Here is an 11,857-nt window from a genome sequence, read left to right as displayed (position 1 = left end):
CGCGAAGGGGGCCCGCAGAGGCTACGCGTCCACTTGGACGAGCTTCTTTCCGTCGAACGTCACGACCTCGAAGTGGTCGATCTCGTTCGGCTTGAGGGCCGTGCCGCCACCGATGTAGAGCGGGTTCTTGGCCTCCGGGGACTTCGCGTCCGGAAGGCCGTAGCCCCACTTCGGGACGGACCAGGAGCCCAGCGTCTGGCGCTCGCCGTTCTTGGCGACGGCGACCAGGGAGCACTTGAGCGGACCCTTGACGCCCTTGAGTTCGAGCACCGTCGAGGTGCCCCAGTTCTTCTCTCCCATGGCGACGGTCGCGCTGGCGCCCGTCGCGCTGTCCGTGCCCGAGACCTTGTCGGGCAGCTGGTTGAAGGTCGTCTGGGCGGTTGCCGCCAGTGGTGTGCCGGACTGCCCCGAGTCGCCTCCGCCGCTCGCCGCCATGACGGCCACCGGGCCGGCGATGATCAGCGCGGCCGCGGCCGCGACCATGTAGAAGCTCTTGCGCCGCTTGAGCGCACGGCGCTCGGCGACCTCGTCGACCAGCTTCTCCGCCAGCCGTGGGCTCGGCCTCGCGGACAGCGACTCACCGATCGCGGGTGTGCTGCCGGAATCCGGCAGGTCCGCGAGGGCGGCCAGCATGGGCTCCATCCCGGCCAGCTCGTCCAGCTGCTGGGCGCACCACTCGCAGCCTGCGAGATGCGCCTCGAAAGCGGTTGCCTCGGCGTCGTCGAGAATCCCGAGGGCGTAGGCGCCGACGGTTTCGTGCTCGTTCGGGGCCTGTGATCCCTGCATGGACCCAGACATACCCGTACCACCCGTTCCGAACCCCCCGTACCCGCTCATCACGCCGTCACCCCCCGCTCCTCCAGTGCCAGCTTCATCGACCGCAGGGCGTAGAACACCCGAGAACGGACGGTTCCGCTGGGTATGCCCAGAGTTTCCGCCGCCTCGTTGACGGTACGTCCCTTGAAGTACGTCTCGACGAGCACCTCCCGGTGAGCCGGGGTCAGGTCGTCGAGCGCGTCCGACAGCGTCATCAGCCACAGCGCCTTGTCGATCTCGTCCTCCGCGGGGATGACCTCCAGCGGCGACGGATCGACCTCCTGCGGCCGGGCCTGCCGGCTGCGATGGCCGTCGATGACGATGCGACGCGCGACCGTCACCAGCCAGGGGCGTACCGAACCGGTCGCCCGATTGAGCTGACCGGCGTTCTTCCAGGCTCGGATGAGTGTTTCCTGCACGACGTCCTCGGCGCGCTGCCGGTCTCCGGCGACCAGCCTGAGGACATACGCAAGGAGAGGTCCGGCGTGCTCGCGGTACAGGGCACGCATCAGCTCCTCATCTGGTTCCGAGGGCTGTGAGGACATGCGATGTCGGGCCCTCGATCCACGTTCATTGGCCACGGCCGCATCCTTGCGCACGCCCACCTCCGGTGTCCGGGGGTTCCCCCAGTCGGTCGCTCGCCCACCCGTACGGACGGGGGCTGCGCGGTGTTCAACGTGGGGTGACATATTTCTTGGGAGTGACGTGACGACCTGGACATGCGTACACATTCCCACCGCGTGATCTTTACATTTCCGACACATCGCCGGAGGCGGCCGAGCTGCCCGTGCGGGGCGGCCGGCAAACTCGGTGTTACCGAAATCACTCCGGGCGGCGCGGGGGCGCAAAGCGACAGAAGACCCGTACCGGACAGTCAGGTCTGCGCGAGCGCCGCCCGCCGCCGGTGCCGGGCCACCCGCTCGCGGTTCCCGCAGACCTCGCTGGAACACCAGCGCCTCCTGCGCCCCCGGGACGTGTCCAGGTACACGAGGGGGCAGTTGTCCCCCTCGCACTCCCGCACGGCCGCCCGCGCCACGGGATCGGTGAGCAGCTCCACGGCGTCCCGTGCGACGACCGCGAGCAGCCCCGCACACCCGGGCGCCTGCACCAACCCCCGCACCAGCGTGCCGTCCTCGCCGCGCACCGCGCAGGGGACCGGCGGCGCGGCACGGGCGGCCTCGTTGAGCCGGCCGAGCGCGTGCTCGTACGGCCGCGCGTCCGCCGGCTCCCAGCTGCGCACCAACTGCCCGATGTCTCCGCGCAGTTCCCTGAACCCCACCAGCCAGGAGGCGTCGGCGTGGCCCAGCGGGGTGCCGGGCGGCACCAGCCCGGCACCGCCGATCCAGGTGCGCAACGGCTCGACGGCGTCCAGCCGTTCGGCCGGGTGCGCGGTCGACAGGAGATCGAGACAGATCCGCCCGGCGTCGAACCGCAACTCGTTCGGGATCGTGGCCGTACCCAGTGCCATGTGCCTGCCACCGCCTAGGACAGGGGAACCGTTCCGTCGCTCGTCTTCACAGTGCCTGCCCGCCCACCTCTGAGGAACCCCTCGTACCGCCCGCGACTCGCGCGGTTCGCCGCGCCGTCCCGCGCCGTCCCACGGGGTCCCCGTCCGGCCCGTCCCCGGCGCGGACACCGGTGGCCGGAGCCCGGGCCGGTCCTCTCCGGTCCAGATACGCCGCCATGGCTCGCCGCCCCCGCCCCCGGCCGTGACGCTGTGTCCTGCGAAAGCACCGGGAGCCGCCCGAGGGGGGAACCACGAGGGACGGCGGTTCAGAAAGGACACGTTCATGAGCATGCGCACCAGGGTCGTCGCGATGGCGACGGCCGCGCTGCTGGGCGCCGGCGGCGCCGGCATCGCCCTGGCACCCGCCGCGAATGCCGCGTCGTACCACGGCATCGACGGAGGCGGCGGCGTCACCGACGACTGGCAGGACGAGGAGAACCTCGGCGTCGACGACTACGCCGAGAGCAACGCCACCGCCCTGTGGGAGACCGTCCTGTACGCGGACGGCGCCAAGTGGCAGGACGACGACGGTGACTGGCACACCTTCCAGAAGAACCAGATCGACGGCTCGTTCGGCCCCGAGACCGAGTCGGCCACCCAGTGGTGGCAGGAGCACTACGGCATTCCGGAGAACGACGGCGTGGTCACCGACCAGAGCTGGACGTTCGCCCAGCGCTGGCTCGTCGGCCCGTCCTCGGGCAGCGTCATCACGTACCAGGGCGACGCCCGGAACGTCACCTTCAAGCGGATCAGCGGCAAGTACCGGGTACGGATCAAGGGCACCGGCCCCTGGAAGCTCGCGTACTACGAGCAGCGCGGCTGAGCACGCCACGGGCCCGGGGGCGGGCGGTCGTACGGTCGCCCGCCCGCCGGGACAGCCCCCACAGCAGCCCCGCCACCAGCAGCACGATGACGGCGAACGCGACCAGTGCCGCCGTCCGCCAGCGCCGGTGCTCGCCCCCGCGGGGCTCCGGCGCGCCCCCTGCCTCGGCCCCGGCCCCGGCCTCCGGCGGCCCGGCGGGCTCCGGCGCGGGGCGCGGCCATGCCTGTTCGGCCAGCTCCCACAGCGCCAGCAACCGCGCCTGGTCCGCGCCCGCCAGCCGGCACAGCACCTGCGCCGCTCCCCGTGGCGGCAGTTTGGCCCCGCTGAGATACCGCTGCCAGGACGACTTGCTGTAGGCGGTGCGCCGGGCCAGTTCGGCGAGGCTGAGCCCGGTACGGCCCTTCAGGAAGCGCAGCTGCTCGACCAGGTGCCGCGCCTCTCTCGGCAACGAATCCGGCAGGGGCTGCCAGCGTGTCATCCTCGTCCCCCCGATTGCCCACCGCCCCGTCTCCGGGCGCGGCCTCTCCCCGCCATGGTCCGGCGTCAGCCTGCTGCCCGGCCGAACACCTCCGGCAGAGCGCGCACCGGCAACCCGGAGCACGCGTGGTGGCACGGTGTGAGCCGAGCGCCCTCCGCCGCAGGACGCCGCCTGCGCCGCCGGGCCCGTTGCCGTGACCCGGTACCCAGAACGTCGTACGGCCGTTCAGGCGTCGGCGTAGCTGGACGCCCGCGTATGCGGGTGCGCGCTTCGGCCATGTCCGGGGCACGGGCCGCTCGGGTTGGCTGGAAGGCATGACGCATACGAGGGAAACAACGACGCATACGAGGGAAACAGGGACCGGCCAGGTGATCCTGGGCGCCGCCACCGTCGCCATGGGCCTGATCGCCGGGGTCTTCTACGTCTTCGCCTGCGCGGTGATGCCGGCGCTGGCACGCAGCGACGACCGGACGTACGTCGCGGTCATGCGCGACATCAACGACGTGATCCAGAACCCGGTGTTCTTCCTGAGCTTCCTGGGGGCGCTGGTGCTGACGGGGGTGTCGGCCTGGCACCTGCGCGGCTCGGCGAGCGGCCGCTGGGTGTGGGCGGCCCTGGCGGCCTACGCGCTCGCGTTCCTCGTCACCCTGGCCTTCAACATCCCGCTGAACAACGCCCTGGCGGGGAAGGGCACTCCCGCTTCTCTGCGGGAGCACTTCGAGGGCCCGTGGGTGACGTGGAACGTCGTACGGACGGCGCTGTCGACGGCGGCGCTGGCATGCCTGACGCGCGCCCTGATGCTGACGCGCGCCTCCGTCGCACCCGCGTAGCGGTGGCCGACCTGCTTACGCGTCCGCGTACTTCGCGTCCGCCGCCGGGTCCAGTGCCAGCCGGTAGCCCCGCTTGACCACGGTCTGGATCAGCTTCGGCGCCCCGAGAGCCGTACGGAGCCGGGCCATGGCCGTCTCCACCGCATGCTCGTCGCGGCCCGCGCCGGGCAACGCCCGCAGCAGCTCCGACCGGGCCACCACCCAGCCCGGCCGCCGCGCCAGCGCGCGCAGCAGCGACATGCCGGCCGGCGGCACCGGCTTCAGCTCCCCGTCCACCAGCACCGCGTGCCCGCGGATCTCCACCCAGTGCCCGGCGATCGGCAACGCACGTGCGCGCCCCGGCAGTTCCTGGCACAGCAGCTGCACGAGCGGCCCGAGCCGGAACCGTTCCGGCTGCACGGTGTCCACGCCCAGCGCCTGCAGGGGCAGCGCGGTGACGGGGCCCACGCAGACGGACAGCACGTCGTGGCCGAGCGCGGCCAGCACCTCGTCCAGCAGTCCCCGCTGCTCGGCCCGTGACAGCAGCGAGGCGGCAGCCGGCGCGCTGGTGAAGGTGAGCGCGTCCACCCCGCGCGAGACGACGGCGTCCAGCAGCCGGTCCACGGGCCCCTGGTCCTCGGGCGGCATCCACCGGTACACGGGCACCGGCACGACATCCGCTCCCCCGGCCCGCAGTGCCTCCACGAACCCCGGCAGCGGCTCTCCGTGCAGCTGTGCGGCGATCCGGCGCCCGTCGACGCCCTCCGCCAGCAGCCGGTCGAGCACCTCGGCCATGGACTCGCTGCACGGCGACCAGTCCTCCGTGAGCCCGGCGGCCCGGATGGCCCCCTTCACCTTGGGCCCGCGGGCCAGCAGCTCCACCCCCCGCAGCCGGTTCAGCAACGGCTCGCCGAGTCCCCACCCGTCGGCGGCCTCGACCCAGCCCCGGAACCCGATGGCCGTGGTGGCCACCACGACGTCCGGCGGCTGGTCGATGATCACTTGGGTGGCGGCGAGCAGTTCACCGTCGTCGGCGAGCGGCACGATGCGCAGGGCGGGCGCGTGCAGCACGGCGGCACCGCGCCGCTGGAGCAGCGCGCCCAGCTCGTCGGCGCGGCGCGCGGCGGTCACACCTACGGTGAACCCCGCGAGAGGCCCTTGTTCCTGCCGTCCGGCCTGCTGCTTTTCGTCGTACATGGCGCTCTCCTACCTGGCCCGCATACCGAACGAGCCTGTCAACGGCTCGTGACAGGCTCGGTTCGGCTTGATGTCCGCGGTGTTACCGATACCGCGCCCGTGCCGGGGCCGGGCGCGATCCGCGTCACACTTCGGCGTAGCTGAGCTGCGGCTGCGCCTCCGAGGCGGCCGCGGTGGCCGGAACCCGCCCGGCCGGGCGGCGAAGGTATACGGCCCAGGTAACCGTGAAGCAGGCGCCGTAGAAGGCGAGGAAGGCGACGAAGGCGCCGGTGCCGGAGCCGTAGGAGAGGAAGGACTGGCGGAAGGCGAGGTTGATGCCGACACCGCCCAGCGCACCGACGGCTCCGATGAGCCCCATGGAGGCACCGGACAGGCGCCGCCCGTACGCGGCCGCCTCCTCGCCCTCCAGCCCCTTGGCGACGGCCTTGGCCTGGAAGATCCCCGGGATCATCTTGTACGTCGACCCGTTCCCGAGCCCGCTCAGCACGAACAGCACGACGAAGACCGACACGAACAGGGGCAGCGACTTCTGCATGCTGGCGAAGACGAGCACCGCGGTGGCGGCGGCCATGCCGACGTAGTTCCAGAGGGTGATGCGGGCCCCGCCGTAGCGGTCGGCGAGCCAGCCGCCGACGGGCCGGATGAGGGAGCCGAGCAGCGGGCCGATGAAGGTGAGGTAGGCGGCCTGCAGCGGGGTGCGCCCGAACTGGTTCGTCAGCACCTGCCCGAAGGCGAAGCTGTACCCGATGAAGGAACCGAACGTCCCGATGTAGAGGAAGGACATGATCCAGGTGTGAGCGTCCCTGGCGGCGTCCTTCGCCGCGCCCGTGTCGTTCTTCACGGAGGCGAGGTTGTCCATGAACAGAGCGGCGAGGACGGCGGCGACGACGATCAGCGGGATGTAGATCCCGAGCAGCACGCGCGGCCCGCCGCTCGCCCCGATGATCGCGAGGGCGACCAGCTGGATGACCGGGACGCCGATGTTCCCGCCGCCGGCGTTGAGCCCGAGGGCCCACCCCTTCTTCTTCAGCGGGAAGTAGGCGTTGATGTTGGTCATGCTGGAGGCGAAGTTGCCGCCGCCGATGCCCGCGAGGAGCCCCATGACGAGGAAGGTGGAGAAGGACGTACCCGGCTTCATGACGACGAAGGCCGCGGTGGTCGGCACGAGCAGCAGACCGGCCGAGATGACCGTCCAGTTCCGCCCGCCGAAGACGGCGACGGCGAACGTGTAGGGCACGCGGACGACGGCACCGACGAGCGTGACCATCGAGGTCAGCAGGAACTTGTCGGCGGGGGTGAGCCCGTACTCGGGTCCCATGAAGAGCACGAGCACAGACCACATGGCCCAGATCGAGAACCCGATGTGCTCGGAGAGCACGGAGAACCACAGGTTCCGGCGGGCGACCTTCTCCCCGGTCTCCTGCCAGAATCCCTCGTCCTCCGGATCCCAGCGCTCGATCCAGCGGCCGCTGCGACGGGTTGGTGCTGGGGCTGTCATGACGCCTCCACGGGGCTCCGGGGCTCTGGTTCGCGGGTGATGAGTCCCGAAGGTAGGGAGGGCGCGTTTCCTGCCTGTGGCTGTGGGTGACCGGAAGGGAACGTTGCTCTCACTCGGGGAGTGAGCGCGCGGTGAGGGGCGGCCCGCACGCCGCCTGTCATGACAAAGGCCCCGCTGCCGAAGCAGCGGGGCCTTTGCCCACATGGGTTGAGGGGCCGGAGCCTCTCGATCGTGGAGATGGCGGGAATCGAACCCGCGTCCAACGGTGCGGAATCAGGGCTTCTCCGTGTGCAGTTCGCTGTGAGTTTCTCAGCCCCGGCGATCACGCGAACAAGTCGCCGACGGGCTCAGTCACTGTTTGGTTTCCCTCTTCACCCCGTGACCGGGATCAAGGTTTAGTCCCCTAGCTGATGCCAGGATCCGGGTCGGGAACAGCCCCGGGCTGACACTTCGCAAGTCGCTACTTAGGCAGCGAGGGCGAAGGAATCGCGCTTGGTGTTGGCGATTATTTTTTGCGACATATGGTTTACGAGATCATTGCCGCTTCCTCGACACGCTTCCCCTGCTTCGACAGCCGCTGTCGAAACCGATCATCCCCATGTTGTTTTTTCAATCCTCCGAGGAGGCCCTCAGCGAGGGATGCGCACCCGCTGTGAGGTGCAGTGCCATCGTACGTGAACAACGAGCGACGGTGCCACCGTATTCCGGGGCTACGCGCCTCGCTGCTTGCGCTTCGCCGCCGCGATGGCCCGGTCCGACTCCCGCCGGTCCTGCTTCTCCCGCAGGGTCTGGCGCTTGTCGTACTCCTTCTTGCCGCGCGCGAGCGCGATCTCGGCCTTGGCGCGGCCGTCCTTGAAGTACAGAGCGAGGGGCACGATCGTGTGTCCCGTCTCCTGGGACTTGGACTCCAGCTTGTCGATCTCCTCGCGGTGCAGGAGCAGCTTGCGCTTGCGGCGCACGGAGTGGTTGGTCCAGGTGCCCTGGTGATACTCGGGGATATGGGCGTTGTGCAGCCATGCCTCGCCCCGGTCGATCTGGACGAAGCCGTCGGTCAGCGAGGTCCGTCCCTCGCGCAGCGACTTGACCTCGGTGCCGGTGAGCACGAGCCCGGCCTCGTAGGTGTCGACGATCGCGTAGTCGTGCCGGGCCTTCTTGTTCTGGGCGACGATCTTGCGCTTGCCGCCCTTCTCGCCGTCCCTGGTCTTGCCGGCCCCTGCGCCCTGCTTGGGCTGGGACTCCTTCGGTACGTACATTCCCTTGCTCATAGTGCCGTCCATTTTCGCACCATGGAGGGGGTGCGGGGGAAGCGCATTAACGGGACCTACGACGGGTCGCCCAGGCCGGCGAGAACCGTCTCGGCCCGGTTCAGGGCCTCCGGGCCCGCCTCCAGGTCCGGGGTGATGCCCCGGCGGTCCACCGCATGGCCGGAGGGGGTGCGGTAGTGGCCCACGGTCAGCTCGGCCACTGAGCCGTCGGGCAGCTCCGTCGGCATCTGGATGGAGCCCTTGCCGAAGGTGCGGGAGCCGATCACGACCGCGCGGCCCCGGTCCTGCAGGGCCCCGGTGAGCATCTCGGCCGCGCTCATCGTGCCCCCGTCGACGAGGGTGACCAGGGGCCGGGTGGTGTCGCCGGCGGTGTCGGCGTGCAGGGCGCGCTCGGCGCCGTCGACGTCGTAGGTGGCGACCAGGCCGCCGTCGAGGAAGGCGGAGGCGGTGTCGACCGCCTCGGTGACCAGACCGCCGGAGTTCCCGCGCAGGTCGAGCACGATTCCGGCGCCCGCAGGGGCCTGCCGCAGGGCCGCGCGGACGGCGTCGCCGGAACCCTTGGTGAAGGCGGCGATCCGGATGACGGTGACCCCGCCGACCAGCTTGCGCACGGTCACCGAGTCCGTGGACAGGCGGACCCGCTGAAGGGTCTCGCTCCACGCGCGCGTGCCGCGCCCGAGGCCGAGGGTGACCGTCGTACCGGCGGGCGCGTCCTCGGCGTCGCCGCGGAGTAAGGAGACCACCTCGGTGACCGGCCGCCCGTCGACCTTGCTGCCGTCGACGCTGCGCAACCGGTCGCCCTTGCGGATCCCGGCGTCCGCCGCGGGCGAGCCGGGCTGCACCTTCGTCACCTCGATACGGCCGTCCCGCTCACGCCGCGCCCACAGGCCGACGCCGGTGTACTGGCCGTCGAGGGCCTCCTGGAACTCCTGGTACTCGCCCTCGGAGTAGACGGCGCCCCAGCGGTCCCCGCTGCGGCTGACGGCCCGCTCGGCGGCCTCCGTCGGCGACTTCCCGTCGGCCATCGCCTCGGCGGCGGCCTGCTGCACGTCCTCCTGTCCGGGGGACATGTGCGCGGACCCGGCGGCGGTCCTGCGGCCCGCACTGCCGGCCTGGCCGCTGTCCGGGAAGGAGCCGGTGGCTGCGCCCGCGACCAGGACGCCGGCGAACACCAAGGTCAGGGCGGCCCCGCGGCCGATGCGGCGGGGCTGGCAGAACAGGTCACGGCCTGACATGGCGGTGAGTCTAGGACAATGCGAAGGGCCGTACGGTCGGATGCCCGTACGGCCCTCTTGGCATGCGTCACACCTTCAGGTACTTGCGCAACGCGAAGAAGCCCGCCAGGGCAGGCATCAGGACACTGGTGGCGAGGATCAGCGGAAGCTTGGTCAACACCGCGTCCCAGCCTACGAAGTTGATCAGCGTGAGCTTGTTGGACAGGGCCATGCCGTGGTCGATGGTGAAGTAGCGCCCGACGACCAGGAAGACGCAGGCGAGACCGCCGCCGATGAGGCCGGCGACCGCGGCCTCCATGATGAACGGGGCCTGGATGTAGAAGCCGGAGGCACCGACCAGACGCATGATCCCGGTCTCGCGCCTACGGCTGAACGCGGAGACACGCACCGTGTTGACGATCAGCAGCAGCGCGACGAGCAGCATCAGCGCCATCACGCCGAGCGCCGCCCGGTTCATCAGGTTCAGCAGCTGGAAGAGGTTGTCCAGAATCCCCTTCTGGTCCTGCACCGACTGCACGCCGTCACGCCCGTTGAACGCGGTCGCGATCACCTGGTACTTCTGCGGGTCCTTGAGCTTGATGCGGTACGACTCCTGCATCTGGTCCGGCGTCAGCGAGCCGGCCAGCGGGGAGTTGCCGAACTGCTCCTTGTAGTGCTTGTACGCCTGGTCCTGAGACTCGTACGCGACCTTCTCGACGATCGTCATCTTGTCCAGGTCGGCGAGGATCTGCTTCTTCTGGTCCGCGGTGACCGCGCCCTTGGCGCAGTTGACGTCCGACTGCGCGTCACTCTTGTTGCACAGGAAGATCGAGACGTTGACCTTGTCGTACCAATAGCCCTTCATGGTGCTCACCTGGTCGCTCATCAGCAGCGAACCGCCGAACAGTGCCAGGGAGAGGGCGACGGAGACGATGACGGCGAAGGTCATCGTCAGGTTGCGGCGGAGACCGACACCGATCTCCGACAGGACGAACTGGGCGCGCATGGCGTCTGGTTAAGCCTTTCCGTTGCTCGTCAGTGCTGGTAGCCGTAGACGCCGCGTGCCTGGTCGCGGACGAGGCGGCCCTTCTCCAGCTCGATGACGCGCTTGCGCATCTGGTCCACGATGTTCTGGTCGTGCGTCGCCATGATCACGGTGGTGCCCGTCCGGTTGATGCGGTCGAGCAGCTTCATGATGCCGACGGAGGTCTGCGGGTCGAGGTTTCCGGTGGGCTCGTCCGCGATCAGCAGCTTGGGCCGGTTGACGAAGGCCCGCGCGATGGCCACGCGCTGCTGCTCACCACCGGACAGCTCGCCGGGCATCCGGTCCTCCTTGCCGCCGAGCCCGACGAGGTCGAGCACCTGGGGCACGGACTTGCGGATCTCGCCGCGCGACTTGCCGATGACCTCCTGTGCGAAGGCCACGTTCTCGGCGACCGTCTTGTTCGGCAGGAGCCGGAAGTCCTGGAAGACCGTCCCCAGCTGGCGGCGCATCTGCGGCACCTTCCAGTTGGAGAGACGGGCGAGGTCCTTGCCCAGGACGTGCACCTGGCCGTGGCTGCACCGCTCCTCGCGGAGGACGAGCCGCAGGAAGGTGGACTTTCCGGAGCCGGAGGACCCCACGAGGAAGACGAACTCGCCCTTCTCCACCTCCAGGGAGACATCCCGGAGGGCTGGGCGGGTCTGCTTGGGGTAGACCTTGGAGACGTTGTCGAATCGGATCACGGATGCACCACGGGTCGCCGGGGGTAGATGAGCGTGACCATACGCGAACCGGGCGGCCGAGCGCAGGGTCCGGTCGGGGTTGGGTGAGGCTTGTGCGTTTTTGTACGGGCCTGAATTCGGGCTTCTCCGAGCGCCCGCGCCCTTTCCGGGGGAACCTGGCACAGTGGAGGGGGAACGTTCTCGTTCCCGTGTGCGTTGTATGTGTGATGGCCGGTGCAAGGAGGGCGAGCGCATGACGTACGACCGGTTGGTGTGCGCGAACTGCGCGTCGCCCGTGAGCGAGGGCCGGTGCAGGGTGTGCCGTGCCAGCCGCGAGCGACTGCAGCAGGAGGGCTTCTTCACGGGGCTGAACCCCGTGGCGCTGATCACACTGCTCGCGGTACTGATCGCCGCGGTGGCGCTGCTGGCGCACCAGACCGCATAGGAAGACCGCAGAAACGCCGGAAGGGCCATCTGGTGGTCGCCCGCCGCCGACGCGTCTCGTGCGGCGCTGAGGGTCAGGGGTAGGGCCATGGCAAGTGCCGT

General features: G+C 70.1%; 13 protein-coding genes and 1 other RNA gene. 3 read left to right on the top strand and 11 right to left on the bottom strand.

Going from position 1 to position 11,857, the window contains the following annotated elements; genetic code table 11:
* Positions 1-21: 21 nt before the first annotated feature.
* The 3 genes from ABZ471_RS19255 to ABZ471_RS19245 all read right to left on the bottom strand — a co-directional run bounded on the left by ABZ471_RS19255 (position 22) and on the right by ABZ471_RS19245 (position 2,284).
* Complete coding sequence (locus ABZ471_RS19255; protein WP_359067963.1) at positions 22-786, bottom strand: zf-HC2 domain-containing protein; 765 nt, start codon at positions 784-786, stop codon at positions 22-24.
* Positions 787-836: 50 nt separating this feature from the next.
* On the bottom strand, positions 837-1,421 hold the full coding sequence (locus ABZ471_RS19250) for a sigma-70 family RNA polymerase sigma factor (protein WP_030167252.1): 585 nt from the start codon (positions 1,419-1,421) through the stop codon (positions 837-839).
* Positions 1,422-1,690: 269 nt separating this feature from the next.
* A complete protein-coding gene (locus ABZ471_RS19245) occupies positions 1,691-2,284 on the bottom strand; it encodes a CGNR zinc finger domain-containing protein (RefSeq protein WP_359067962.1) in 594 nt (197 codons plus the stop codon).
* A gap of 322 nt (positions 2,285-2,606) precedes the next feature.
* Here ABZ471_RS19245 and ABZ471_RS19240 point away from each other — a divergent pair, with 322 nt between their 5' ends.
* Complete coding sequence (locus ABZ471_RS19240) at positions 2,607-3,146, top strand: peptidoglycan-binding protein (RefSeq protein ID WP_359067961.1); 540 nt, start codon at positions 2,607-2,609, stop codon at positions 3,144-3,146.
* On the opposite strand, the gene ABZ471_RS19235 is transcribed toward ABZ471_RS19240, so the two are convergent.
* On the bottom strand, positions 3,097-3,624 hold the full coding sequence (locus ABZ471_RS19235) for a helix-turn-helix transcriptional regulator (protein WP_359067960.1): 528 nt from the start codon (positions 3,622-3,624) through the stop codon (positions 3,097-3,099). The two genes, ABZ471_RS19240 and ABZ471_RS19235, sit on opposite strands and share 50 nt — an antisense overlap.
* 368 nt (positions 3,625-3,992) lie before the next feature.
* On the opposite strand from ABZ471_RS19235, the gene ABZ471_RS19230 reads away from it, so the two are divergent.
* Entirely contained in the window at positions 3,993-4,454 is a 462-nt protein-coding gene (locus ABZ471_RS19230) for an anthrone oxygenase family protein (RefSeq protein ID WP_359067959.1), read from the top strand.
* 15 nt (positions 4,455-4,469) lie between these two features.
* On the opposite strand, the gene ABZ471_RS19225 is transcribed toward ABZ471_RS19230, so the two are convergent.
* The 7 genes from ABZ471_RS19225 to ftsE form a co-directional block, all read right to left on the bottom strand.
* On the bottom strand, positions 4,470-5,630 hold the full coding sequence (locus tag ABZ471_RS19225; protein WP_359067958.1) for a uroporphyrinogen-III synthase: 1,161 nt from the start codon (positions 5,628-5,630) through the stop codon (positions 4,470-4,472).
* A gap of 124 nt (positions 5,631-5,754) precedes the next feature.
* Positions 5,755-7,128 carry a nitrate/nitrite transporter gene (locus ABZ471_RS19220; protein WP_359067957.1) on the bottom strand — a complete coding sequence of 458 codons (1,374 nt, stop codon included), beginning with the start codon at positions 7,126-7,128 and terminating at the stop codon, positions 5,755-5,757.
* A 229-nt stretch (positions 7,129-7,357) separates the two neighbouring features.
* Positions 7,358-7,726, bottom strand: a transfer-messenger RNA (tmRNA) gene (gene ssrA / locus ABZ471_RS19215).
* A gap of 112 nt (positions 7,727-7,838) precedes the next feature.
* The gene (gene smpB, locus ABZ471_RS19210; RefSeq protein WP_359068046.1) at positions 7,839-8,381 is read right to left on the bottom strand and encodes an SsrA-binding protein SmpB; all 543 of its coding nucleotides are present in this window, start codon (positions 8,379-8,381) and stop codon (positions 7,839-7,841) included.
* A gap of 68 nt (positions 8,382-8,449) precedes the next feature.
* Complete coding sequence (locus tag ABZ471_RS19205; RefSeq protein WP_359067956.1) at positions 8,450-9,628, bottom strand: S41 family peptidase; 1,179 nt, start codon at positions 9,626-9,628, stop codon at positions 8,450-8,452.
* 67 nt (positions 9,629-9,695) lie between these two features.
* Positions 9,696-10,613: a permease-like cell division protein FtsX gene (gene ftsX / locus ABZ471_RS19200; RefSeq protein ID WP_359067955.1), complete on the bottom strand. Its 918-nt coding sequence runs from the start codon at positions 10,611-10,613 to the stop codon at positions 9,696-9,698.
* 29 nt (positions 10,614-10,642) lie between these two features.
* On the bottom strand, positions 10,643-11,332 hold the full coding sequence (gene ftsE / locus ABZ471_RS19195) for a cell division ATP-binding protein FtsE (RefSeq protein WP_031159396.1): 690 nt from the start codon (positions 11,330-11,332) through the stop codon (positions 10,643-10,645).
* A 232-nt stretch (positions 11,333-11,564) separates the two neighbouring features.
* Between ftsE and ABZ471_RS19190 the strand changes: the two genes are divergently transcribed.
* Positions 11,565-11,756 (top strand): hypothetical protein, encoded by a 192-nt coding sequence (locus tag ABZ471_RS19190; RefSeq protein ID WP_359067954.1) that lies wholly within the window; start codon positions 11,565-11,567, stop codon positions 11,754-11,756.
* Positions 11,757-11,857 lie beyond the last annotated feature (101 nt).

The sequence above is a fragment of the Streptomyces sp. NPDC005728 genome, assembly GCF_040630895.1.
Taxonomy (GTDB): domain Bacteria; phylum Actinomycetota; class Actinomycetes; order Streptomycetales; family Streptomycetaceae; genus Streptomyces.
This window is presented reverse-complemented; position numbering and strand designations above follow the sequence as displayed.